At 63.4% G+C, this 24080-nt stretch carries 28 protein-coding genes and 1 pseudogene; 15 read left to right on the top strand and 14 right to left on the bottom strand.

All coding sequences use genetic code 11. The features are described 5' to 3' along the window. Positions 1 to 3 precede the first annotated feature (3 nt). From V8359_RS08825 to V8359_RS08790, 8 genes are all read right to left on the bottom strand, one after another. Positions 4 to 1692 carry a relaxase/mobilization nuclease domain-containing protein gene (locus V8359_RS08825; protein ID WP_336428386.1) on the bottom strand — a complete coding sequence of 563 codons (1689 nt, stop codon included), beginning with the start codon at positions 1690 to 1692 and terminating at the stop codon, positions 4 to 6. Between the two features lie 10 nt (positions 1693 to 1702). Next, positions 1703 to 2056 carry a plasmid mobilization protein gene (locus V8359_RS08820; RefSeq protein WP_336428385.1) on the bottom strand — a complete coding sequence of 118 codons (354 nt, stop codon included), beginning with the start codon at positions 2054 to 2056 and terminating at the stop codon, positions 1703 to 1705. A 616-nt stretch (positions 2057 to 2672) separates the two neighbouring features. Continuing rightward, on the bottom strand, positions 2673 to 3464 hold the full coding sequence (locus V8359_RS08815; RefSeq protein WP_336428384.1) for a hypothetical protein: 792 nt from the start codon (positions 3462 to 3464) through the stop codon (positions 2673 to 2675). A gap of 60 nt (positions 3465 to 3524) precedes the next feature. Further along, the gene (locus tag V8359_RS08810) at positions 3525 to 3773 is read right to left on the bottom strand and encodes a hypothetical protein (RefSeq protein ID WP_336428383.1); all 249 of its coding nucleotides are present in this window, start codon (positions 3771 to 3773) and stop codon (positions 3525 to 3527) included. Positions 3774 to 3882: 109 nt separating this feature from the next. Then, entirely contained in the window at positions 3883 to 4185 is a 303-nt protein-coding gene (locus V8359_RS08805; protein ID WP_336428382.1) for a hypothetical protein, read from the bottom strand. Beyond that, positions 4182 to 4412 carry a hypothetical protein gene (locus tag V8359_RS08800; RefSeq protein WP_336428381.1) on the bottom strand — a complete coding sequence of 77 codons (231 nt, stop codon included), beginning with the start codon at positions 4410 to 4412 and terminating at the stop codon, positions 4182 to 4184. Before V8359_RS08800 ends, V8359_RS08805 begins: the two co-directional genes overlap by 4 nt. Continuing rightward, complete coding sequence (locus V8359_RS08795; protein WP_336428380.1) at positions 4409 to 4768, bottom strand: DUF2958 domain-containing protein; 360 nt, start codon at positions 4766 to 4768, stop codon at positions 4409 to 4411. The genes V8359_RS08800 and V8359_RS08795 overlap by 4 nt, the downstream gene beginning before the upstream one ends. Next, positions 4749 to 5009, bottom strand: coding sequence for a hypothetical protein (locus tag V8359_RS08790; RefSeq protein ID WP_067628224.1), 261 nt, complete (start codon positions 5007 to 5009; stop codon positions 4749 to 4751). Before V8359_RS08790 ends, V8359_RS08795 begins: the two co-directional genes overlap by 20 nt. Positions 5010 to 5416: 407 nt before the next feature. Between V8359_RS08790 and V8359_RS08785 the strand changes: the two are divergent. The 8 genes and pseudogenes from V8359_RS08785 to V8359_RS08750 all read left to right on the top strand — a co-directional run. After that, positions 5417 to 5509 (top strand): annotated as a pseudogene (locus V8359_RS08785) (arsenate reductase/protein-tyrosine-phosphatase family protein); the annotation flags it as partial. Positions 5510 to 5539: 30 nt separating this feature from the next. Further along, positions 5540 to 5758, top strand: coding sequence for a hypothetical protein (locus V8359_RS08780; RefSeq protein ID WP_336428637.1), 219 nt, complete (start codon positions 5540 to 5542; stop codon positions 5756 to 5758). 389 nt (positions 5759 to 6147) lie between these two features. Continuing rightward, on the top strand, positions 6148 to 7626 hold the full coding sequence (locus V8359_RS08775; protein ID WP_336428379.1) for a type IV secretory system conjugative DNA transfer family protein: 1479 nt from the start codon (positions 6148 to 6150) through the stop codon (positions 7624 to 7626). Then, positions 7616 to 8152, top strand: coding sequence for a J domain-containing protein (locus tag V8359_RS08770; RefSeq protein ID WP_336428378.1), 537 nt, complete (start codon positions 7616 to 7618; stop codon positions 8150 to 8152). Before V8359_RS08775 ends, V8359_RS08770 begins: the two co-directional genes overlap by 11 nt. A gap of 10 nt (positions 8153 to 8162) precedes the next feature. Further along, complete coding sequence (locus V8359_RS08765) at positions 8163 to 8678, top strand: hypothetical protein (protein ID WP_336428377.1); 516 nt, start codon at positions 8163 to 8165, stop codon at positions 8676 to 8678. An 11-nt stretch (positions 8679 to 8689) separates the two neighbouring features. After that, a complete protein-coding gene (locus V8359_RS08760) occupies positions 8690 to 8953 on the top strand; it encodes a hypothetical protein (RefSeq protein WP_336428376.1) in 264 nt (87 codons plus the stop codon). 4 nt (positions 8954 to 8957) lie between these two features. After that, positions 8958 to 9617 (top strand): hypothetical protein, encoded by a 660-nt coding sequence (locus tag V8359_RS08755; RefSeq protein ID WP_336428375.1) that lies wholly within the window; start codon positions 8958 to 8960, stop codon positions 9615 to 9617. Positions 9618 to 9849: 232 nt separating this feature from the next. After that, entirely contained in the window at positions 9850 to 10308 is a 459-nt protein-coding gene (locus tag V8359_RS08750) for a hypothetical protein (protein ID WP_336428374.1), read from the top strand. Positions 10309 to 10338: 30 nt separating this feature from the next. Here the strand turns inward: V8359_RS08750 and V8359_RS08745 are convergent, their stop codons facing one another. Both V8359_RS08745 and V8359_RS08740 read right to left on the bottom strand, forming a co-directional pair. Next, positions 10339 to 10524 (bottom strand): hypothetical protein, encoded by a 186-nt coding sequence (locus V8359_RS08745; RefSeq protein ID WP_336428373.1) that lies wholly within the window; start codon positions 10522 to 10524, stop codon positions 10339 to 10341. Between the two features lie 48 nt (positions 10525 to 10572). Further along, positions 10573 to 11346 carry an ArdC family protein gene (locus V8359_RS08740; RefSeq protein ID WP_336428372.1) on the bottom strand — a complete coding sequence of 258 codons (774 nt, stop codon included), beginning with the start codon at positions 11344 to 11346 and terminating at the stop codon, positions 10573 to 10575. A 473-nt stretch (positions 11347 to 11819) separates the two neighbouring features. On the opposite strand from V8359_RS08740, the gene V8359_RS08735 reads away from it, so the two are divergent. Next, positions 11820 to 12371, top strand: coding sequence for a Panacea domain-containing protein (locus tag V8359_RS08735; RefSeq protein ID WP_336428371.1), 552 nt, complete (start codon positions 11820 to 11822; stop codon positions 12369 to 12371). A gap of 825 nt (positions 12372 to 13196) precedes the next feature. On the opposite strand, the gene V8359_RS08730 is transcribed toward V8359_RS08735, so the two are convergent. The 4 genes from V8359_RS08730 to V8359_RS08715 form a co-directional block, all read right to left on the bottom strand. Beyond that, positions 13197 to 14762 (bottom strand): ABC transporter ATP-binding protein, encoded by a 1566-nt coding sequence (locus V8359_RS08730; RefSeq protein WP_336428370.1) that lies wholly within the window; start codon positions 14760 to 14762, stop codon positions 13197 to 13199. Further along, complete coding sequence (locus tag V8359_RS08725; RefSeq protein ID WP_336428369.1) at positions 14762 to 15808, bottom strand: hypothetical protein; 1047 nt, start codon at positions 15806 to 15808, stop codon at positions 14762 to 14764. The genes V8359_RS08730 and V8359_RS08725 overlap by 1 nt, the downstream gene beginning before the upstream one ends. 20 nt (positions 15809 to 15828) lie before the next feature. Continuing rightward, positions 15829 to 16650 (bottom strand): alpha/beta fold hydrolase, encoded by an 822-nt coding sequence (locus V8359_RS08720; RefSeq protein ID WP_336428368.1) that lies wholly within the window; start codon positions 16648 to 16650, stop codon positions 15829 to 15831. A gap of 101 nt (positions 16651 to 16751) precedes the next feature. After that, the gene (locus V8359_RS08715) at positions 16752 to 18236 is read right to left on the bottom strand and encodes a S8 family serine peptidase (RefSeq protein ID WP_336428367.1); all 1485 of its coding nucleotides are present in this window, start codon (positions 18234 to 18236) and stop codon (positions 16752 to 16754) included. Positions 18237 to 18343: 107 nt separating this feature from the next. On the opposite strand from V8359_RS08715, the gene V8359_RS08710 reads away from it, so the two are divergent. The 6 genes from V8359_RS08710 (at position 18344) to V8359_RS08685 (ending at position 23709) form a co-directional block, all read left to right on the top strand. Continuing rightward, entirely contained in the window at positions 18344 to 18850 is a 507-nt protein-coding gene (locus V8359_RS08710) for an RNA polymerase sigma factor (RefSeq protein ID WP_336428366.1), read from the top strand. A 27-nt stretch (positions 18851 to 18877) separates the two neighbouring features. Beyond that, positions 18878 to 19585, top strand: a complete 708-nt coding sequence (locus tag V8359_RS08705; RefSeq protein ID WP_336428365.1) for an anti-sigma factor family protein — start codon at positions 18878 to 18880, stop codon at positions 19583 to 19585. A 447-nt stretch (positions 19586 to 20032) separates the two neighbouring features. After that, on the top strand, positions 20033 to 20704 hold the full coding sequence (locus V8359_RS08700) for a cupin domain-containing protein (RefSeq protein ID WP_336428364.1): 672 nt from the start codon (positions 20033 to 20035) through the stop codon (positions 20702 to 20704). Beyond that, on the top strand, positions 20704 to 21696 hold the full coding sequence (locus V8359_RS08695) for a flavin monoamine oxidase family protein (RefSeq protein WP_336428620.1): 993 nt from the start codon (positions 20704 to 20706) through the stop codon (positions 21694 to 21696). Before V8359_RS08700 ends, V8359_RS08695 begins: the two co-directional genes overlap by 1 nt. A gap of 313 nt (positions 21697 to 22009) precedes the next feature. Further along, positions 22010 to 22444, top strand: a complete 435-nt coding sequence (locus tag V8359_RS08690; RefSeq protein WP_336428363.1) for a LexA family protein — start codon at positions 22010 to 22012, stop codon at positions 22442 to 22444. After that, on the top strand, positions 22441 to 23709 hold the full coding sequence (locus V8359_RS08685; protein ID WP_336428362.1) for a Y-family DNA polymerase: 1269 nt from the start codon (positions 22441 to 22443) through the stop codon (positions 23707 to 23709). Before V8359_RS08690 ends, V8359_RS08685 begins: the two co-directional genes overlap by 4 nt. Positions 23710 to 24080 lie beyond the last annotated feature (371 nt).

Below are 24080 nucleotides of genomic sequence, written 5' to 3'. Positions count from 1 at the left end.
CAATTATTCCCCGCGTCGATGGCCGAAACCGCCTCCCTTTCCGCGGCCGCGCCGATGACCTTTTTCCTGCGCGCGCTGCTTCCAGCTTTTACGCTGGCTGCGACCATCCTCGCCCTCGCCTTCATCGGTACTGTCATGACGCCGGGCCTGCGCGGCTTCGTCAAATTCCGCCCGTAGCGCATCCTCTTCCAGAAGCCGCGGGTCGGTACGATGCGGGCGCTTATCCTGCTTCTGCGCTTTGTCCCAACTTTCGCGCAGCCGCCGGTCCTCGCCTTCGGTCTCACCGTCGTCGCGGCGAGCGCGAGCATCCTGCGCCCTGTCGTTGAACGCCGCGCCGAGCCCGTCTTCCTGAAGCAGGCGCGGGTCGGTGCGCGCCACCTTCTCGTCCTGCTGCGGCGCTGCACGCTGCACCGGTGCGGCGCGGGCCGCAAGAGCCTCGCGCTTGAGATCGCGTTCGAGCGCCATGCGTTCGCGACGGTCGATCTTGTCGAGCGCCTTTTTCCGGCCTTCGAGCGCGATCTTCTCCCGCTCGTGCCGGCGGTCGAGCGCCTCGTTTTCCAGCTTGTGCCGCGCGCGCGGATCGAGCCCGGCACGGCTGGAAATATGCCCAAGCACCGATTGCAGCGCCGGCGTACCGGCAACAAGATCGGCCACTTTCGCGCGCATGCGAAACACCACGCCCGAAGCTTCCGTTTGCTGCGCAGCATGAAGCGCCATGCGCTCTTGCTGCTGCGTCAATAACAGCGCCTGTTCCATTTGCGAAAGCGCCAGCCAGCGCGCGGCCTGGGCGCGCTCCATGGCGGCACGCTTTTCGGCGGAACGGCGTTTGACAGCCTCCTCCTGCGCGGCGCGCTGTTCTCGGGCACGTTCAGCGCTGGCTTTTTGCTGCGCGCGGGCCTGTTCCTTGGCCTGTTCGACCGATGGCAGGGATGACGGGTCGAGCGTTTTCATCCGCGCCCGCATCTCCTTGCGAGGAACGTCCTTGAGGTAACGGGACAGGGAATGCACGTCGCCGAACCTGTCCACGACGGCGAAGGCGCGGCGATCACCGCGCGCCAGGATATAGCCGCGTTCCTCCAGCGCATGCCGGAACGCGCTGGCGTTGTCCGCCTCGCGATAAGCGGCGGTGATGTCTTCGCGGCGCTGCTCCGGCGTGATGCCGGATTTCTTCTGCTGCGCATTCTCGGCAAGCGTGGCTTCGAGCCTGTCCTTTTTGAACTGCTCTCGCTGCTTCCACGCCTTCAGCCCTTCGGGCAGCTCGTGTCCGTATTGCTCGGCAAGATGCACGGCCATGTCGCACAGTTTCCGGCGATCATGGGCCATGTGGATCGCCTTCATCTCGGCGCCGTCAATGCGCGACCAGACGACATGGCAATGCTCGCGACCGTCCTTGATGTGGAAGACAACGGCGCGCGGCTGACCGGTCAATCCCAGCTTGTTTTCGATGGCCTCGACGGCCTCGATATATTGCTCCCGCGTGAGCGGCTCGGAGGGATTGACGGACAGGCTGTAGAGCGGCTTTTGCGCTTTCGTGCCGCTGGCCACCGCCTCGAATTCAGCAAAGGCGCCGTGCAAATCATCGGCGATCGTACCGCGAATATCGGCAAGCTCGACGCGCTCGTTATCGTATGCGTTGAGGAGATGGGTGGCGAGATCGGAACCGCCGGACCGGGCGCTGCCTTTGAGGATCATGGCAGCCCCCTCACGGTTCCCGGCCGAGCGACGACAGCAGCACGGTGCGCATCTCAGACAGGTCGCGCTGCGCGGCGATGATCGTCTCGGACAGAAGCTCAAGATCGCCCGATGCATGCGCTTGCCGCAGCGCACAAGCGATGGGGCCAAGGGCGGCGATCATGCGCGCGGCAAGCTCGCGATCCATCGGCGGCGTGCGCGTCGAGCGCAGCGGCGTCTGTCCGAGAACGGCGTAGCGAATAAGACCGGCAACAGGCACACCGGCGGCATCCGCCTGCGATTTCACGAGCGCGGCTTCCTGCTCGTTAAAGCGCGCCTTGAGTGTGACCTGGCGCTGTCTGGTTTCGCTGCCGCTGCCGGGCATGTGCGCTCTCCTTTCCCCCTCCTCACACCGGCGGCACGGCCGTTCCGTGCTCGTGGTCCAGCGCCGAACTCGCTGGTCGATGGGTTTCCAAAGGGCGAGCTGACGTCTCCCTTTGGGCGAAGCCGGTGCCGAAACACCGGTCGTGGTCCAGGGTGCGAAAACCCTGGCCGTGGGATCGAAGGGGCGCGGAAGCCCCTCGTCTGGTTTCCAAAGGGCACGAAGGCTCTTTGGTCGTGGTTCAGCGCCGAAACGCTGACTGCGGAAACACCGGGGCCGGGAATCGGTCTCTATGGTGCTTTCCGCACTAGCCGGGGATGGAACGGGGGCGGCAATTGAGCCCCCTTCCCAAGATGGCGCGGGGTCCCCGCGCACATCTTGTACTCCCTGCTAACGACCTATGAGGTTCAGGATACGACGACAAGTTTAGGAAATTATTAACGCCTGCTCCCTATCCCGCGGAGAGACTGCGATCCTGTTGATTTACCTTCACTTTTACGCTGAATTTTCTGACGTGACAAGGATAGGACACGCTGTTTATCCTTGTCAGCCACATGGGCTCATTCAGACTGAAACGGATCGAGGCGGAGTCAAACGGACCCGGACAGATCACTTCCTGTCAGACCTTTTCAGGCAGCCGGGTCAGGCGTATCAGCTGCACACGGTCTTCTTCGCGATCCTGCCCCGGCACAACATTTGATATCGCGTGGCCTTCAAGGGTGGTTACAGAGTCGTCACCTGTGTCTGTAACATCGGATAGCAAGGTGAAACGGCCGCCAGACCCTCCCACCTGGATCATAAGGAATTCGGTAAAGCCGAAGCGCATGAACAATGAGCCACCCGCAACCACGCGGAACCCGCTCAAGACGGGATCGTCATCGAGCTCAGGGTCCTCGACCAAAATGAAAATCGTCAGAAACCTTTCATCCGCTGCGGGAAGCAGGACATAGTGCACGGTATGCGCTGGCGAGCCAGTACAACGCGTGTGTTCAGGTCCGTATGGATAACTTTCAAAGACATAGCGCCCGACATAACTTTCAATCGGCTTGCGTCCGTAAAATTCATCGAAGGGGACCGCAACGACATGGCCATCCTTCTCGACACCGGCGGCAACGGGCAGGATAAGCATTGTGTCAAGGATCGCGCCGAGTTCCTCATGCTTGTTCGGCGGTACGACGAAGTTCAAAAATTTTTGATACCGCAAGACTTTTTCGTCATCAGTGCGCACGTCATTTGCAATGAAGCGCTGGAGTGACCGTAAATCCAAGTAATACCAATCACGCATGTCGAGAGCGAGTTGCATGCGCTCAAACAGTTTTTTGACACGAATTTGGTGCTGTTCCATGTAGTCTTCGAGTCGCGCTCGGATTTCCTCGCGCTCTTTCGTGTCAAAAACGGGCAGTTTCGGCATCAATCAGACCTCTAATTCGATGGGCGCATTTAAATCTCCCGCCAGGACGCCATCGATGCTTCAGTCGCCTTGCACGATCTTGAGGAACTTCCGGTAGCGCATGACTTTGGCGTCTTCGATGCGCACGCTGTCGGCCATAAATCGCTGCAATGAGCGCAAATCAACGTAGGGTTTGTCCGCGGCATCAAGCGTCTCGTCCACCAATTGCTGGAGTCGCGGCACACCGATGGCATGGGCATTTAGGTAGGCTTGAAGTTGCGCGCGAATTGTCGCGCGCTCGTGATCGGGTACAATGTCTGGCTCGGTCATAATCTCAATCTCCCGTCTGCCGATTCGCCTGTCAATTCTGAACACGCGGACGGCGGGGAGCAAGATAGCCGGGGATCGGAGATGCGGCCGCACGAATGGCGCCGCCAGTTCAGAATAGGCTGAGCTGGCGAGCGGCGTCTTCATGCGCTTTCCATTCATCGGACATGGCCTCAACGTCGAGCCATTTCTTCACAAAGGCAACGGGGCCGCCTTCCGTCTCGACCAGTTCACGGCTTGTAAAGTGCGAACGGTAGCCGGTCTCGGTCATCGACAACGGCACGCGTTCGTCGCTGATCAACTCCAGATGCGCCACTTGTTGGCCATCGATATCGATACCAAGCCATTGCGGCGTCCAGCGGACCGAGAGGGCGATGCCCTCCCAGTCGATGCGGTAGGTTTCGGTGGTGCTCATGATGCACCTCCCGCCGGGACACCGTCATGGTCGGTCAGGTCCATTTCGGGCGTGACACTCACGAAAAGTGGCGTGATCCGGTATTCGCCGGCATCCTCGTTCACGGCCACGATGGCCGCGGCGGGTGCGCCGTTCACATGGCAGGACAGCAGCGCAAAGTTGCTGTATTCGCCGGAAGTCAGCGCCTCGAAGGCGCTGACGTGATCGTTTGTGATATGCGTGCTCATGTGACGATCCTCCCGTTTTCGCGGGCGATGGCGGCATAGGCGCCAAGGCTGCGGTTGGCCCGAAAAAACCGGTCGCGTTCTGCCGGAAGCCCGAAGGCACCGCGGACGCTCTCGATTTCGGAAATCCGCACGCTACCGAGTTCGGCGCAGCCGAGTCCGAGATCACACAGCCCGAAGGCGATGTCCGGTTCGTCCGGATCGAGCTCGGCGATCAGCCAGGTGCAATTCGCATCGGGCGTGAACAGCTTCACGACGGGTTTGTGATCGGGCGGCTCCTGCCCTTCGGCGAAGGCCGCGGCAGTCGCGCGGCCTTGCTCGATGAGTTTCCGGTATTCGTTAGCGGGGATCAGTTTCATCGGACTTCTCCTCGCTGTGCGGGTTGAACGTGGCCGGCAGGATCACGAGGCGGCCCTCGGTTGCTGCGATCGGCGTGCGCAGGTTGCCCTTGAAGCCCTTGCCGGATTTTGTCGGCCAGAGGCCCGAGAGCTCGGTCCAGTGGGCTTCGCCTTCCGGCGTGTCCTGCACCAGCCAGGCCCGGAATTTCGGGCGTGTGCCGGACGGCTTGTCCTGCGTTTGGGTTTGCGTTGCGTCAGTCATTTTCAGTCTCCTTTTCGTTGCGGGCTGGCCCCATGCCAGCCGATGCCGACGCGTCCGGCGCATGCGTCGGGGCGGCTGCAACGCATTGTTGGGGGGACCGTGACCGGAGCGACGCGAAGGGAACGGGGGAGCCGACAAAGCAAGTTGCAGCGCTGAGCCCCGCGTTATGCGCCAGCTTCGCGCACGGTCTGGCAATGCGGGTTGCCCTTGCAGAAAGGCAGGAGACGGGTATGTCGGAACGCCATCCGATCGCGGATCAAAACGCCATGCGCCTGTTTTTCCGAAATTACGGCAGGACAATATGCCGGTGCCCACATGCGCCCGGGCATGTGACCGCCGCCGACAAATCCGGTCGCCTGCGGCTGGCAAAACCTGCACAAACGCCGACGGTCTGCTAATATGCCGCCATGCGTATCCTGTTCGTGTGCACCGCCAACAAGCTGAGGAGTCCGACCGCTGAAGACGTCTTCCGCGACACGCCCGGTATCGAAGTAATATCGGCAGGGACGGATTCAGAGGCACCGCGCCCATTGACCAAGGAGCTGGTGGCCTCGGCCGACATGATCTTCGCGATGGAAACCCACCACCGCGAACGCATCCGCAAGAAGTTCAAGCAACGTCCGCCGGACAACCGGATCGTCACGCTGCATATCCCCGATGAGTACGAACGCGGTGATCCCGCGCTTGTGGCATTATTGAAGGACAAGGTCGGCACGCGGCTTTCGGCGCTGACTGGCACCCGTCTGTAGAGAGTTTGCGCCAGGGGTGCATTACCCCCAAGCCGGGCGACCGCCCGCTGAAAACGCTTCCCATGTGCGTGGTGCGGATCAGCGCATCGCTATCTTCAATCCGCAAAACCAGCAGAATTCAGCCTCCTGATCGAGCGGGCGCGCCATGCGCCCCGCGCACCGTGTCCAATCCGTGTCGTAGATTAAGCGCCGCAAAACACCAAAATGCTTGGGCAAGCAACAAGGGTGTAAACGGCCATGATCGGAGTTGTTCTGGGATCGGCAGCGATAAGTGCAGGGGGCTATGCCCTCTTGCGCTGGCGTTTCAAGCAGGACGCCACGACGCACGGCTCGGGTCCTACCTCTCCCTGTGCACGGCGCTTCAGAAGAACCTGTTCCGCCGGGACGGCATGATCGTCGGCGATTGGTCGTTTGCCGATCTGCCGGTCTACTACGACGATACGCACGCCATCACCTTCGGCCCATCGGGCAGCGGCAAGGGAACGGCGGCGATCGTGCCGGCCATTCTGGATCACCCCTTTGCGTTCATCAACGATCCGGGCGGCGAGAACGCGGCGATCGCGATCAAACAATGGCGCGCGCAAGGCTACAAGGTCGCCGTTATCAATCCGTTCGGGATGCACCCGGAAAAGCCGTGGGCGCTGCCGCGGCACGGCTTCAACCCAATGGATATTCTCGATCCGGAGGACCCGCAATTCGCCGCGCATGCGGAGTTGCTGGCCGAGATGCTCACGCCGCGCAGCGGCCGTGAGAACGGCTCCTCGCAATTCTTCAAGGATACCGGCCAGACCTTCAAACAGGCACTGATCATCCATATTCGAACGGCGCGGCCACGGGACGAGCATCACCTCGGGACGCTTTACGAGCTGGTGAACCTGCCGGCGGACGGCTGGGAGAAGCTACTCGAAGAGATGCAGGCCAATCCGGTCGCCGACGGGCTTGTGGCCGCCGAGGCCTCCGCCATGGAGCGGCGTGAAGCCCAGGCGCCGGAAGAGTTTTCGGCCATCATGTCCACGATCCAGCAGGATTTGCGCTGGCTCGCCGACCCGCTCGTGCGCCGGAACCTTAAGCGCAGCGATGTGAATTTCGGGGCGCTCAAGGGGACGAACCGGCACGGGCAGCGCGTGAAGGGCTGCATCATCGCCGTTGTCCTGCCGCTGGAATATAGCGAGACGCATGCCGCGATCCCGCGCCTTGCCATGGGCTGCGCGATCTGGACCATGCAGCGCGCCCCGCTCGCACGCGAGAAGGTGCTGTTCGTCATCGACGAGGCGGCGGCGCTGCGGAAGATTTCGCGGTTTCCGAACTGGCTCGCCACGCTGCGCAAGTACCGCGTTGTGCTCTGGCCGATCTTCCAGAACATCGGTCAGGTCAAGGCGCTCTATGGCCAGGAATGGCAGGGCTTCATCGCCAATTGCGGCCTGCGGCAGTTTCTCGGCGCCGCCGATCTGGAGACGGCGGAGTATATCCACCGGCTGGTCGGCGAACGCACGGCGGAAAGCCGGTCGGTCAATGCCGAAGGCAAGGCCTCGACGTCCGAGACGCGGCGCCCGCTTCTGACCGTCGATGAAATCCTTCATTTCGACGGCGACAAGCAAATCGCCTTCATCGGCAACCTGAAGCCTGCGGTTCTGCGCAAGACCCGCTACTGGCAGCGCGCGGCGCTGCGGGGGCGGTTTAACCGCAACCCGTATCAATCGGGCCGGACGCCACCTGCCTTCGGCGCGCTGGCAAGGCGGCTCTGGGGCAAGGCGCTTTACGCCACGGCCTTTCTGCTCGCGCCGCATCCGGTCGCGGCCCTGCTTTACCTGGCCGGCCTTGGCTACGGCCTGTTCCGTCTGTGGGAGTTTGCCCGTCATGTCCTTTGAACGCTGGATCATCGAACTGCTGCCACCCTGGGTCATTGACGAAGGCTGGCTGCCGCATCTGGCGCTGTTTGCCTTTCTGATCGGGCTGCGGCTGCTGCCGATCCTGATCGCCGGGCTGTGCCAGCTGCTCGGCGTGGTCGCGAAGCTGTTCTTCGCCGCCTTGCTCGCAATCCTGCCCGCGGCGGCGATCGGGCTCGGAAGCGTCTTCGCGTTCGTATTGACGGGCGCCGGGCGGCTCGCGCTGCTCGTCTGGTTCATCGCGCTCGAAGCCCGCAGCGGCGACGCGCACGGCGACGGCGATGGTGACAACCGAGCCGGACCGGACACAGCGGCGGGATCAGCCGGCATCGCCGAAGCCTGTGCCCTGCTCGGCCTGCCCGAGGGCGGGTTCACGCCGGATGATCTCAAGCGCGCTTATCGCCGCGCCATCAAGCGGGCGCATCCCGACCAGGGCGGCAATGCGGCGGATACCATGGCGATCCTGCGCGCCCGCGACCGCATCAGTGAACATTTTGGATGGAGCTAGGAGGAAGATCATGAATTTCAGACTGCCAGACCTTACGGCAACCGGCGGCGCGCTCCGGCGCGCAAGATCGCGGCTGCGCGCCTTCGATGAAGCGCGCACCGATCGCCAGTATCTTGCCTGCCGCTGCGCCAGGACAGACACGCCGTTCGAGGCGGTCTTTATCCGCCAGCGCGGCAAGCCCCGCTACGCGCTGGAAGCGGTGCGCACGCCGGAGCCGCAGACAAACCAAGGTGCCGCCGCTGCTGCGCCGACGACGCAGCACGATATCCGGCATTTTGACCTGAACGCGGTGGACTGCCCGCATTGCGGGGAAGGACACTTCATCAAATGCGGTCGCTGCGGCGCCTTTGTCTGTGGCGGGCGCTCCGAGCGGCGGCGCGGCGGGTTCTATTTTCGCTGCGCACCGTCCTGCGGCAGCGAAGGGTCGATCGGCACGCTTGAGCGTATCGAAACGACCGCCCCGCCGCGCGCACCGCAGATCGCGCAAGGCAAAACGCCGCTGCGCCTCCCGAAACCCAAACCCTGAAAGGAAGGACCATGATGAACCATGACGAAACGACAACCGGACAGCACGGCGGGCCGATGGCCGCCGGTAATGTCCCGCGTGATCTCGCCCAAGCCAGCGACGAAGAGCTGCGGCGGCTGATCAAGGCCGCCAGCGATCACCTCGAACGGCGCGATGCCGAGCGCAAACGCGAGGCGATGGCGAAGATCAGAATGCTGGCCAAGGAGCACGGACTCAACGTGGCCATCGACCGCCCGGCCCGCAAACGCGGTCGGCCGCCGAAGAACAAGGAGTAAGATGATGACAACCCTGAGCCTGATCCGAAGCAAGATCACGGGAAAGCCGGTTGTGCGGCGCGAGGATAACGCGGTGCGCCTCGAAGGCTTCTACCCGAACACCGAGAAAGGCACGCGATACTTCGCGGTCGTCGTGATCGTCGCGCTGTTGACCATCGTGGCCGCACCGGCGCTGTATTACGGCGCGCCCGCGGCCCCGCCGCAAAGTCTGGGCGAGTTGCTCATGACGATGATCAGCGGCATTCCGGCCGCGCTCGCGCCGCTTGTCGAGTTTGCGCGCACATGGGAGCCGGGCGCAGCGCCGCCCGATCTCCAGGGCTGGGGCATCGGCCTTGCGCTGGCGTTCATCCTCCTGATGTTCGGCGCCGTCACCGCGCATCTCTGGCGTGACCTGACGGATCGCCCCTATCTCGCCGTCGAACGGCGGGGCGACATGCTGAGCATCCAGCGCGGTCAGTTGGGAACGCCAGTCACCATCCCGCGCGATGAATGCCGCGCCGTTCATGTCGGCCGCCGCAAGTCGGGCACCTATGAAGTGCTGCTCCAGCACGGTGACGCCCTGAAGCAGATCGCCATCGTCGATGGGCACGAGCACCGTGCTCTGCTGCTCAAGGCAAAGATCGACGCAATGCTCACCGCTGATGAGGAACGGCAAGCGTCATGAGCGCCAGGTCATCGAACCCCGACTGGATCACCTATGTCCCGCGTAGCGTCAATGATGCGGCGCGGCGGCTGGAGGCGGCGTGCGTGCGCTGCGGGTATCCGTCCCTGATTGGCGGTGCCGAACTCAGGTCGGACTGTCGGCCAGGTGCAAGCACCCTGAAAAGGGAGAATTGGCGAGATTCCTGTTGAAAATAGTAGAATCCAACGAGTTATCACAGCCCTGGAGACAGAACATGACAGGAGACGAGATCAATGAATTGCGAAACCGCTTGGCTCAGGCAACCGAAAGCTACGCGGCCAATGATGACTACATTATCGACACGACCGAGCGGATCAGGCCAGCCGACGCGCTCAATCTGACCAGCGAAGCAGAGCTTCAGGTGTTTGCGATCCCGCGCGACATGGTTCCGGCTCTTCAGACAGCCTACATGGCGTATTTTGTGCTTGAAGACCTCGTCGAGCCGTCTCTGTTCGACGAGCGCACGACTGAACTCATCGGGAAAGCGCGTTCCATCGTACCGCCACTCAAGAGCTTCGGACGCGACATACCGTTTCAAACGGGCATTTCCGATGAACGTTTTTTCCAGTGGTTCGCGAAAAAATTCATGAACATGCCGTACCGTCACGCCGCCGCAATCTATGCGAAGCACAGCTTTAACGAGCACGATCTGGTACGGTTTGCTGATGAGTGAGGCCGCCATACGGCGGCCTCGATCGATTTTTCAATCGAACGGAAATGGTCCTTCGCACTGGTACAGAACGTCGTGACCGAGCGGGCCGCATTCGCTCCAGCGCTCGTCATCAATCGGAATTTCTTTCGCGGCAGCTTCGGCAGCGTCTTCGTCCGCAGCTTCAATGATGATGTTATGCACGACATATTCGCCGCGTGAGATGATGAATTTGGTCATAATTTCGATCCTTTCGTTGAGTTGTTGAAATTTCGGCCAAGAGGCCGCCTATGCGGCGGCCTCGTCGGCTTCGTCGATCAGCGGCTGCAAGCCGTGGAGATAGTCGGTGGCGCGCTGCGCGTGCGCGGCGGCGGTGAAGATGGCGCGCTTGTCGTCCTTCAGGACTTTCAGCCAGCTGCCGATATAGGCGGCGTGGTCTTCGCGATCTTCGAGGGTCAGCCCGAGATCGGCGCATAGGAACGCAGCGCCAAGCTCGGCCACGAGCTCTTCGCGGGCATAGCCTTCGTCACCAAACCGCTTGCGCCCGAAGTCGCGATCAAGGCGGCTCTTGTGCCGTGTCCAGTGCGTGCATTCATGCGCGAGCGTGGCGTAGTAGCTTTCGGCATCGCGGAAGTTCTCGAAGACGGGCATCTGGACGTAGTCTTCGGGCGGGCAGTAGTAGGCGCTGCTGCCACCATGGCGAATTTCGGCGCCGGTATCGGCGAAGAACGCGTCCGCGGCCTCGATCCGCTGATCGGGATTGAGCTGTGACTTGGCGGGCGCGTAGTAATGCGCCGGAAGCCCCTCGATTTGCTCGATATTGAAGACCGTATAACCCTTCATGAAGGGGATCGTCTGATCGATCTCCTCGCCGGTCTTTTCGTCGGTTTCCCCGCATCCCCAGCAGATCGACTCCGCCCGAAAGGCGTATGACGACTGGTGGCACGCGCTGGGCTGGGTGCGCGACGGGTTGATCGCGGGTGGCATGCTGCGGGAGGTCGAGGTGACCAGCGTGATGCCGAAGACGCGGCCTTGGGAGACAGGGTGAGCGGCGTTGGGCATTGGTATTTGGCACTTGCCGCGCCGCGGGCGAGCGGCGGCAATGGGCATGGAGCCGCGGGCGCAGACTTGCGGCGACTTACCCCGGCCCAGCGCGCAAGCGGCCGAGGCTGTGTGAAAACTCGCTCGACCATGGCCGACTGCGGAACAGCGTTCTTCCACGTGCTCTGCCACGAGATTCTGTTCTATCGAGGGCCGCCAAATTCCGTATCTCGAGAAAACTATTCTCGTCAGATTCTCAAAATCTGAGTTTTCACACAGCCTCGGCCCACAGCCGCCGTTCATCATGCTATCGCGATGCTGCGATGCCGCCCCAAAGACCGGCCGTTCATGCACGGCGCAGCATTGAGCCAAGTTGCCGGGCAAGCCGCCGCTTAAGGACACACCTTCTTCACGATTTGTGATGACAACTTGTTCAATATATGGAAAGCACCATACTATACATACTACGTACTCAACCAGAAACCCAACCAGACATGTCATACGATCCCCGAAAAGCAGCGCAAACCATTGCCTTCTTCGCCATGAAAGAAGGCGGAGCAATTAACGTGCTCAAGGTGATAAAACTGGTATATCTTGCCGACCGGGAAAGTCTGCGCTTGCGTGGTCATCCCATTCAAGATGAAGGCCGTGTTTCAATGCCGCACGGTCCAGTCAATTCCTTGACGCTCGACTATCTGAATGGGTTTTACCGTGATGATGGCGGATGGTCGCAGTTCTTGCGGGACCGCGCCAACAATGACGTCGGCTTGGCCAGCCAAGAGGTGACCCCCGACTCTCTGGACGAGTTGAGCAAGCGGGAAATCGGCATTCTGGAGAACGTCTGGGCAGAATTTGGGCACATGGACCGCTTTGATCTTGCGGACTGGACTCACGACAACATTGCCGAGTGGGAAGACCCTAACGGATCGTCGCGACGGATTCCTTTGGACCGCATGATGGCAGCAGTCGGCTTGGACAAGCCAATTGAGCGCGCGCGCGAGCTGGAAAGCCTCAACCAGGCGACCTCCTTTCTGGCGTCTCTTTAGGCGATGGCGTTCCGGCGCGGGACCTTTCTCATGCCATCCGGGCCACGGCACAATCCTGATATTATGCACCTGCAGATCGTTTGTAACGACACATGCGCACTAGGCCTCAACCTACTTGTGCCAATTTCCAGCTTCTATGATGGCTGCGACGACACTTGTCTTCTGGATACAGGGGATCATGAAAGCATATCTCACCTCTCGTATGTGTTCTATGCCAATGCGCAGATTTTTAGAGCCTCGCAAATCGAAAAAGGGCTTGAAATCGATTTTTTGATTCCGAAATCAGATGTTGTAGAGGCAGTATTTCAGCGTATCGAACAGGGCATTTGCCTTTCGCCAGACACGCCTCCAAACGTTAGAAAATACCACGGTTGCTGAGGCTTCTTGCACTTCCTGAGTCAACGTGACTGCAGGCAAGCTCGGCCCACAGCGGACGTCCGTCTCACCGTCAAGCGCCGCGTTGCAGCTTCACCAGACCTGCCGTTCGCTGCAGGCGCATGATCGGAGACCGGCGAGCGGCGGCAGTGCGGACGAAGTAGGCGTTAGATGTGACACTCGCAGCGGCCACTTTCGACAACCATGAGAGACTGGAGTGATACAGATGGTTGTATACAGCCGCGTGTTGCAGCTATGATCGCTTCCGCAAATTGCCAAGGAATTATTTCTCATCCATTGCATAGCCCGACTCCGGAGTTGGGAGCTTTTTCAGCGCTTGCGGGCTTGTCTTTTTATGGTTCGCACCGCGATAACGATCAGAGAAGATGAACACAGCCTCGCAACCCCGGGCCACGTCGTAGTGTCGGCGTGGGTTCATTGAATAGATTATCACGCAGCAAGAGGCCCAACCATGTCCCCTTTCGCCAGAACGGGATGGCGCAGGATCGTGGCTCCTGTTCTGTCAATATGCGCGGCAAGGGTGTCTCTGGCGTCGGGGTCGAGATGCCAGACGCCGTCCTCCAACAGGACAAGCTGAGGCTTGCCCAGCAGGATGCGGGCGAGCGAGAGCGCGCTGCGATCCGCCGGGGACAGGTTACGGCCGCGTTCGGCAAGTGCGCCGTCAAGGCCGCCGATCCGGTCCATCAGCGTCCGCAGCCCGGCGGCGTGGGCGGTTTTCCTGAGCTTTGCATCCGACGGGCGATTGAGCAGGCCAAGGGACAGGCTGCGGCGCAACGAGCCCTTGAGCACCACGGGCGCGCTGCTCAGGCGATGCACCCCGCGCCGGAGGCTGCCGCGCGACAGATCCGTCAGGCTTTGACCGGAGAGGCTGATATGACCGGGCGGCACCGGCTCCAACCCGCAAAGAGCGGAAAAGAGCGTGTCGGCCTCTTCGGGCGTGCAGGTCAGGGCGTGCGTCTCGCCCGCGGAGATGTCGAGCGAGAGCGTGTTGCCTTGGGGCATCGGCAGATCGCGCACCGTCACGCGGAGCGGGCCAGTTGGAAGGCGGGTGTCGCCCTGACCGGTCCCGCGCGGTGCACGCGAGAGGGCGGCGTTGCATTTCCTGCGCGCCGCGAGATAGGCCGCGCGGAAATTCCAGACGCTGGCCAGATCGCGCAAAGGTGTCAGCATAAGACCGATGGCGGCGAGCGCGCCTGCGATGGTGCCGGTGCTGGCCCCGGTATGCGCGCCGGCGACGATCACCGCGCAGGCGGCGAGGCCCGCCACGGCATCGGGCAGCGCCTTGAGCGCTTCCGCCCAGAAGAGGCGGTGCAGGGCGGCGTGGATCATCCGCTCGGTGCGTTTGCGCAGTTGGCGGATCTCGGCGGGGCGGCGGCCCATGCGGTCAAGCTCTGGCGCGAGCGGCATGCGTTCGGCCATCTCGGCGGCGATGCGCGCGCGGCGGGCGCGCAGGCGGCGGTGCAGCGGCTCCAGCCGTGGCCCGACCACGGCCAGCACGGCCAGCGTGACCGCGAATAGAGGCGCGATGGCAAGGGCGAAGCGTGGCTCCAGCAGCCAGAGCACGGTGCAGGCGGCGGGGATCATCACCATGGCCCCAATGAGCCGGGGCAGCCCCTTGCCCAGCCAGGTGCGAAAGGCGGTCATGTCGCCGACAAAGCGCAGGCTCATATAGCCGTTGCGGCGCTTGGCGACGGCGCTCGCGGCCATGCTCGAGGCATGATCGAGCAGCGCAAGGCGGATGGCAAGGGCATAACCCTGCCCGAGCCGCTCGCCCATCAGGCGCGAGAGCACGCGGGCCCCTGCGATGACGAGCCCAGAGGCGACAAGGGCCGCGATCAGGCCCGGTGGCAGGGGGGCACCGGCGTGGATGGCATCAAAAAGCCCGCGCGTGGCGAAGGCGGCCGCCCCGGCGGCCACCCCCTGCACCAGCGTCAAGAGGCTGACGACCACCAGCCCGCGCCAACGGCCGCTCTCCAAGAGGCGCGGCATGGGCATCAGGCGGCCTCCTTGCGGCCAAGCCCCGCGCGCAGGGCAAAGCCGGTGGCCTCGGCCGGGTCGGCGAGATCCTCCTTGGTCAGCACCGGCAGGCCGGAGGCCGCCTGCGCCTCGGACGAGGCCATGGGAGAGCAACTGACAAGACCGGTCAGCGCATCCGGCACCAGCCCCAGCTGCGCCAGATGCGCCACGCCGCCCATGGCCGCCACCGCGTCTCCGCAGGCGAAGACAAGGCCTGATACAAGCCGTGCGAACCACGGATCTGCGATCAGAGCGGCGGTTTCGCGTTGCAAAAGGCCGTCGGCCACCTCCATCACCACGATATCACAGCCGCGATGCCCGGCCTCGGCGATCAGCGTCTCGATGGCGGTCTTGATCCGGTCAAGCGGCTCCAGATAGGTGGTGACCATGCCCGCATCGGTGAAATCGCCTACATAATGCGCACCGCTGTCGCTGTATTCGTTGAAATCGCCAAAGGCCCCGGTGCCCGTCGCCTTGATCGCTCCCACGCGAAAGCCCGCGCGCCGCAACCCAAGCACAAGCTGCGCGGTGGCCAGCGTCTTGCCGGAATTCATCGAGGTGCCGAGCACGCCGATCACCGACGGGCGCTGCGTGGCAGGGCGCGGGCCGAGCGCGAATTGCGCAAGGTTGACCGCGCGCCCGTCAGCCCGCAACAGGCGGGCGGCCGGAACCAACCGCGTGGCCGGTTTGATCCGGCTGTTGCGCGCCACCATGCGCCCGATGCAGCCACCCCCGGCCAGCAGATCGGCGCCCTCGGCGTCGATCTCGGCCAGCCCTTCGAACTGATCGGGGGCGTAGCGCGAGCCGCAGGCCATCACCACCGCATCGCCCGGAAAGATCAGCGAGGGTCGCCCCGAGGGCAGTTGCACGCGGCGGTGCTGTCCGAGGCGGTCGACATGGGCAAGGATCAGGTCCCCGGGCTGCGCGGCGGGGAAATCGGTATCGGTGGCGGTGACGCAGGCTGGGTCAACGCGGCGGGTGACAAAGGTCCATTTTGCCTGGGCGAGGGTGTCGGCGAGGGTCATGTCAGCTCTCCTTTGGTGGGTCAGATGAGGGCGGTGCGCGCATCGAGCACACGCGCGGCGAGGTCATTCTGCGTGATCGCGCACACCACGTCGTGATCGCAGCCCGGCATCTCGATCAGGCGGGCGCGGGGCGGAACGCCTGCGGCCTCTGCGGCTGCGTTGAGGGCAGTCACATAGCTGCACGCGCGGGCGCGGCGGTGCGGGCCTTGCCCGGTGTCGAGCGCACGGGTCTTGCGCAGGGCGTCGTCACGGGTCACGTCCTCGGTGCCGACGTAGACGCAGGTCGGGATATGCAGGAAATCGCGCAGCGCGGCGGTGTTGCGGCGAACCAGCTTGGCGGCAAACGCATCCTTGCCGGGGGCGAGGCCGTAGGGATAGCGCATCGTCTCATCGGGCCGGCAATACCAGCCTGCCGCCGCCAGATGGAGCGCGGTTACGCGGTGCGGATAGAGCATCGCCAGACGGTGCGCGAGCTGTGCGCCGCCCGAATGGCCGAATATATCCACCGGCCCCGGGATATCCGGGTATTCGGACGCCACCAGATCGAGCAGGGCCAGCAAGGCCAGATCGGGGCGGGCGGCCTTGCTGGGGCGCTGGAAATCGGGCCATGTGTCCGCCGGGAAATGCGGCACGATCAGAGTGCGCCCGGTGCGCTCGCCCTCGGGGGCAAAGAGCCGGGCCAGCGTGCCCGCGTTGCGCGAAATGCCATGCAGCACCACCATTGGCGGCGCGTCTGCACGGCGCACCGGCCGGATTATGCGGGCGCTGAGCCGCCCGGCGCTGCTGCAGGCCGTGACCCGGCGCAGGGTCAGTGGGCTCGTCTCGATCAGGGTGTCTTTCATCGGTCCTCTCCCGGTCAGTGATCCGTTGTCATGCAAACGCAGCGCGCCGGGAGTTATTCCCGGCGCGCTGGTATTTTTCCAAGGAGAGGAAAGCGGGGGCGTTATTCCGCCGAAGCGGGCAGGATCGCGGCCTGGCCGGGGCAGTTGCCGCCGAGGTTGAGCGCCCCGTGCCCGTATGTCTCGTCAAGACCGTCCGGGCCAAGGTCAGCCGCAGAGGCGGTCAGCCGCGCGCGGATATCTTCGGGCGTGAGCATCGGGTCGTGTTGCAGCCAGAGCGCCACCGCCGCCGTGACGTAGGGCGCGGCGAACGAAGTGCCGGTTTTCCAGCGCGCCCCTTTGACGGACGCCGCTGTCCAGACCTCGACGCCGGGGGCGGCAAGCTCGACATGCGCGCCGCGAATGGCGCGGCGATAGATGGTGCCGCTGCGATCCACAGCTGTCACGGCGATCACGCTGTCATAGGCAGCTGGATAGGCAGGTTCGGCGCGGGGGCCGTCATTGCCCGCCGCCGCGATCACCGGGATCCTGCGTTGCTCGGTCAGTTGCAGGAGCGTGTCTTCGAGCACCGTGTTGGGTGGTCCGGCGAGGCTGAGATTGATCACCTGCACGCCGCGCTCCGAGAGATGATCAAGCGCGCGCACCAGCGTGAACGCGTCTGCGCGCTCGTCGCCGGCCTCCTTGTGAAACGCATCCACTGCCACCAGCGGCAAGCCGGGCAGCAGGCCGGGAACGCGGGTCTCGGGATCGCCGACGAGAATGGCAGCCACCGCCGTGCCGTGGACTGCGGCGGAGGCGGAATACTCCTCGGGGGCGATGCGCGAGAGGTCGATATCGGCCCCGGCCAGCACCTCGTGATCGGCGTTCAGCCCGGTATCGACCATGCCGATCGTTACTGGCACTCCGCACCCCGAGGCCCCGAGGCCCGCAGGCCATTTGATGAGCGCGCGGGCAGGACAGTGCAGACCGTCACAGGCGGGTGCGGTCTCGGAGGTCTCGATCAGCGCCGCGCTGTCCTGTCCGGCGCGGTAGTAATGATTGAAATCCGCCGCCTCGGCACCGGGCAGGGCGCGAATGGTGTCGCGCGCCGCGTCGAGCGTTGTGCCCTCGGGCACTTGAAAACGGCGCACGGTGGTGGCGAGGCTGACCAGATCGGCGCGTTCCAGAACAACATAGCCCTGGCTGACGAGGGTGGCGGTCTGGTCATCGGTCAGGCCGCGCGCGACGATCTCGGCGGGCGCACGCTCGGGCCGGGGGGCCGGTTGCGGGGCGGGCCGACGGCGGGCGCGTTGCGGCTCCACGGGCTGTCCGCGAAAGAGACGGCGCAGACCGCGGATGATCTCCCGGGGATCGTCGACTTCTCCCGAGTTGATGCCGCCGCGCGACCCGCTGCCGCCTGTGCTGGAAGAGCTACTGCTGCTACCCCCACCATCATCACCGCCATCTCCGTCACCACCATCACCGTCGCCACCATCGCCATCGTCCGCCCAGGCGGGCGCGGCGATCATGCTGGTGGACAGGGTCGAAACCGCGCCAATCGCGCAGAGCCAGGCCGTCAAGACCAACACAGTCCCTCCGAATACGCGCATCCCGGAAATCTCCTTTTGCTTATTGGGAAAATGATGCCATCTAATGCTCAACGTTAGAAGCAGGGGTTTATTCCCCGGCGAAGTTTTGCAATCGGCAAGTGTGGGTCATGCAGGATTCTTTTGTAGAGGACGTCGTGGCCCTCCTGCCCAACCTCAAGCGTTTCGCGCTGTCGCTGTGCCGCAGGCCGGATGTGGCCGACGACCTTGTGCAGATCACCGCAGAGCGCGCCTTTCGCGCGCGCCATCAGTTCGACCCTGCGACGCGGCTGGAGGCGTGGCTGTTCCGCATCCTGCGCAACGCCTGGATCGATATGCTCCGGCGCGACAGGACGCGGGGCGAGACGGTGGACATTCATGACAGCCCGCAGGCCGATCCGGTGGACAGCGCCGCGCAGACCGATGACCGGCTGATGCTGCAATCGGTGCATGCGGCGATAACGACATTGCCCGAGGATCAGCGCGCGGTGCTGCATCTGGTCTGCGTCGAGGGGCTGAGCTATGCCGAGACGGCGCAGACGCTGGACATCCCCCGGGGCACGGTGATGAGCCGGTTGAGCCGGGCCCGGCGCGCCCTTGGCGAACAAGTGGGAATAAAGGGCGGGATGGGCCGTTGACGCCGTGCAACGCAAAGGATCGTGACGATGGATATCGACGATGACACATTGATGGCGCTCGCCGATGGTGAGATCGACGGCGACGAGGCCGCGCGGCTGCACGCGCAGATTGCCGCCGATCCGGCGCTGGCGGATCGCTACGCGCTCTTCACGCAGAGCGCGGACTGGGTGAAGGCGGCGTCGCTGGCCAATCCGGAGGCCACGGTGTCGCCCGATCTGGAGGCGCGCATTCGCGAGATGGCGGCGACCACGTCTCCCGAGGCGGAGAACGTGGTGCCGCTGCATCGTCCGACATCCCGGTGGCAGCCGGTGGCGATGGCCGCCTCGCTGGCGTTGGCAATCGGTCTGTCGGCGGGGCTGTTTCTTGCCCCTGGCGCACCGGAGACAGGGGCGACCATACTGAGCGCCGATGTGCAGGAGCGGCTTGGCACGCTGCCCTCGGGTGCGGAAGACCGGTTGCCGGACGGGCGGCGCATCAGCGTCGTGGCGTCCTTCACCGATAGCGCGGGCGCGTTCTGTCGGGAATACGAGACGACTGCGCAAGGTGGAGACAGCCATGTCGGAGTGGCCTGTCGGAACGGAGACGACTGGTCCCTTCGTTTTGCCATCGCCTCTGTTTCGGGGAATGACGGTTATGCACCGGCCTCCTCACTTGAGGCGCTCGACGCGTTTTATGCGGCAATTGGCGCATCACAGCCGCTGTCGGCAGACGCCGAGCTTGAACATCTCAAATAGTTCGCGAATGCGGGCCGCCGCCGCGGCCCGTACCCCGTAAGCTATTCAAAAGGCTTCTGTCGGAAAGCGGGCCATGAATTGCAAGCGCGTTCTTCTACACATTACTGAAATTGGTTGGGGCAGCAGCAACAATTTCAGGTGCTTCAATCGACGAATGGCCGCTTTTTCTCTGTCAAAGTGTAGTCCGAGCCCCTGCAGCGAAGGTCGGCTGTCCGCCCGACCTGCATGTGCTGCGTCGGCAGGTTGGACGCTCACTATCCGTCCCCTTCGGGCTTACACCGGTCCCTCCCTGCAGCTTGAACAAGCGACCGGTTCGTGGAAGGTGGTGCATCGGCCTGACCGGTATCAAGCGCCGGTTTCAGACGCGCTTGTACGCTTGAACTAATCCGGTTCAGATCCAACCTCCTGCCTATGGTCGATAGGTGAAATGCATAGGGGTCACAGACAATGCATGTAAACGCAGATTTCAGCCAGCGTGCTCTCGTCCGCTTCGCCGATGGCGAATGGGTCGCTTCACCCATGCAAGGTGTCCGGCGCAGGATGCTGGACCGGATTGGCGACGAGGTCGCCCGTGCCACCACCATCGTGCGCTTCGAGCCCGGCAGCGCCTTTTCCGCGCATACCCATGACGGCGGGGAGGAATACCTCGTGCTCGATGGAACCTTCCAGGATGAGGACGGTGACTTTCCCACTGGCTCCTATGTTCGCAACCCGCCGACTTCGTCGCACACTCCTGCCTCGAAAGACGGCGCGACCATCCTCGTCAAGTTGCACCAGTTCGATGCGGCCGATCGCACGCAGCTCCAGATAGACAGCGAAAAAACAGAATGGTCCAAGACAGCCCCTGGCGTCGAGACGCTGGAACTGCATGAAGATGATCGCGAACAGGTGGCCATGGAGCGCTGGGCGCCGGGAACGACGCGATCGCTGGACGCATCGGGTGGCCTCGAGGTCTTCGTGATCGCGGGATCGCTTTCCGATGGTGTTGACACGCTGGGCCCCTGGGACTGGCTGCGCCTGCCCGTGGGGAGTACGTTCGAAGCGACGGCCGGAGACGAGGGTGCGCGGGTCTGGCTCAAGACCGGGCATCTGCGCCACGTGCCGGACCACTTTGCGTGATGGACCAAACCGAGATTTGTATCGTCGGTGCCGGGCTTTCCGGACTCGCGCTGGGAACTGCGCTGCGGTCCGAGGGGCGTGACGTGACAATTCTGGAAGCGCGCGACCGCGCCGGCGGACGGGTGCTGTCACCGCAAGGTTATGATCTTGGACCTTCCTGGATCTGGCCGCACAACCACCGCATGCTGGCGCTTGCCAAGTATCTCGGTTTGCGCAGCTTTCCACAATACGCGTCTGGGCGTCTTGTTTTCGAAGATGCCAATGGCGCAATTCGTCGTGATCTTGACTTCGCCACCATGGGGGGCGCGCTGCGCATCGAAGGAGGACTGACGCGCGTGACTGACGCTTTGGCCGAACAGCTGGGAGACAACCTGCGCCTCAATCACCCTGTGCGCGGTGTGGCCGAGGACGCCGCAGGCGTGACGCTGTCAGGCGACAACTTCGAGATGCGGGCGGCGCGCGTCGTTTTCGCGCTGCCGCCGCGGCTGACGGCGGGCTTCGGCGTTGCCGTTCCCGATGTGCCGACATGGATGGCGGGGCACGCCAAGCTGGTCGCCACCTACAATGCGCCCTTCTGGCGGGACAGCGGGCTGAACGGCGATGCGATATCGCATCGCGGGCCGCTGGCCGAGATCCACGATGCGTCGCCGGCCGATGCGCGTTCGGGCGCGCTCTTCGGGTTCGCCCATCCCGGCGCCACGCGTAACCCGGAATTCCGCGACGCCGCCATTGCGCAACTGGCACGTTTGTTCGGACCCGTGGCGGCGACGCCCAATGACGTGTTTGTCAAAGACTGGAGCGATGATGTCGCCACCGCCACGCAGGCCGACCGGACGCCACCAGCAGGCCATCCGGCTTACAGCGCGATCCCACCCACTGCGCGTGTGATCTTCGCTGGATCAGAAACTTCACCGGTTGATGGTGGCTTTCTGGAGGGGGCGCTGGCTGCTGCGGAAGCGGCTCACGACAGCCTCTGCAGGCGCTCGGCCTGACTTGCCATCAGCCAAAATCTCGCAATGCGGTTCCCAACGGCGGTGCTTACCGGTGAGCAGTCAGGGCCCTTTGATTCGGCCATTTCCCACCATGGAGCCAGTTCCGACGATCGCCAATATTTGGGTCTAAGTTCTGGGCCTGCTTCGGGGAATTAGTGGCGCGGCCCCGAGACGGCATGTCTCTGCGCGAAGCTCGCAGCCTATCACGTCCAGCCTGCCGCTGACGCGACGACCGCCACTTCGTTTGTTGACAGCAAATGGCCTGGCGGGTGATCTATGCTAGAACATATCATGAACATATAAGGATTCGCGGATGCCGGTCTATCCGATAGAAGCCCCTGTCCTTGCGAAGGGGCAAGTTGTCCCGTTGCGCTTGCCGCGCGCCAGTGCGGGCTTTCCGTCGCCGGCTGGGGATGATCTCGAGGATGAGATCGACCCAATTGCCTGGGTCGTGCGGCACCCGTCCTCGACCTTCTGGTGGCGGGTGGAAGGCGACTGCCTCTGGGATGTTGGCATCCGGGATGGCGACATCATCGCCGTTGACCGCGCCGGGAAACGACGCCTCGGACGCGCAGTCCTTGCGGTCGTTGACGGTGCAGTCACGGCGAAGATCCTGCGCAAACGGGGCGACAAATTCTACCTCTCGCCCGCCAATAGCCAAGAGAGCTTTCCTGATATCGAGCTGAGCGAGGACAGCGAGATCTGGGGCGTCATCGCGGGGGTCGTGCGGCGGTACGATCTTGCATGACGCGCCCGATCGCGATCAGCGACAGCGCGAACTTCTATGTCAGCGCGGAACGGATCTTTGATCCGAGTCTGAAGGGTGTGCCGGTAATCGTGCTGTCGAACAATGATGGCTGCGCCGTGGCGCGAAGCGACGAGGCCAAGGCCCTCGGCATCAAGATGGGCGAGCCGGTGCACCTGATCCGCGACAAGATCGAGGCGCACGGCGTGCGTGTATTCTCGTCCAACTATACGCTCTACGGCGATATCAGCCGGCGCGTGGTGGCGGTCTATGAAGATTACACACCGAACGTCGAGGTCTATTCCATCGACGAGTGTTTCCTGGACTTCGGCGGGTTCAGGAACCGGGAAGCACATGCCCGAGCCATGCGGCTCGATGTGCTGCGACGGGTCGGCGTCCCGGTCCGGGTCGGGATTGCACCGACCAAGACCCTGGCCAAGTGCGCCAACGACATCGCCAAGAAAAACCCGATCTTCGCGGGCGTGTTGGACATGATGGATCCAGCTCTCGCCGACTGGCTTCTGCCGCTCGTCCCCGTCGGCGACATCTGGGGTATTGGCCGCAGGACCCAAGCCAAGCTCCAAGGGCTGGGGGTCGGTACGGCGGCGGAACTGCGAGACATGCCGCTGCGCCAGGCCCGCGCGCTGGGCACGGTCGTGCTGGAACGCACCGTGCTGGAGCTGCAGGGCGAGCCCTGCATCGCATTCGATGAGGTTGAGCCCCAAAGGAAAGGAATGGCGGTGACACGCTCGTCCGGCACGCCGATGACGGATTTCGACACGCTGTTCCAGGCGATCACTGCGCACGCGACGCGCGCCGCGGAAAAGCTGCGACAGCACGGGTTGGTGGCGGGCACGTTGACCGTGTTCTTCCACACCAACCGGCATCGCCCGGATCGGCCACAATATGCTGGGTCGAGGACGACGCGTCTCACGCCCATGTCCTCCGACACGTTCGATCTTGTCGCTGCTGCAAAGCGCTGCGCCCTGGCTGCCTGGCCAAAGACAGCTCGCCAGAACTACGCCTTTACGAAGGCAGGCGTCATTCTGGATGACCTGCTGCCGCTGGAGGAGCGGCCAAGGACGCTCTTTGATACGCCACGCGGATCGCCTGTGTTGATGACCGCGCTGGATGCCGTGAACAGTCGGTTTGGCAAGAAGACCATGGTGCTGGCCAGCGAGGGCACGTCGCGGTCCTGGCAGTTGCGTGCGGATCATCGTAGCCCGCGCTACACCACGCGACTCTCGGATCTGCCGGTCGTCAGGTGACGCCTGGACGTCCTCTACCCCCCTCCCATGGTTCCTCCCGGGCGCTGATCGTATACGGGGGGGCTGAGCGCGCGATTTCGCTAGCGACTGGATTCCTCACCGGGGAATCCACCTGGAATCCACCCCGGCGGACCGGGCCGGAATTCTGACTCGTTATCAAGGACTTGGCCGAGCGCCCCTTGGCCCAAGTGGATTCCTCGGAGGAATCCAGGGAATCCACATGCGCGGCCTCCACCGTGGCGGGAAGCCACCCGAGGAATCCACCCCGGAAAGCCGCCCGCAGCCCTGTTACGGCGATTGTCGGGGAAGATGTTGATTCAACGGCAAAAAACCCTTTGACATTTCTAGCCCCCTTGACGTACCCCTTGATC

Source organism: Roseovarius sp. E0-M6, assembly GCF_037083845.1.
Taxonomy (GTDB): domain Bacteria; phylum Pseudomonadota; class Alphaproteobacteria; order Rhodobacterales; family Rhodobacteraceae; genus Roseovarius.
This window is presented reverse-complemented; position numbering and strand designations above follow the sequence as displayed.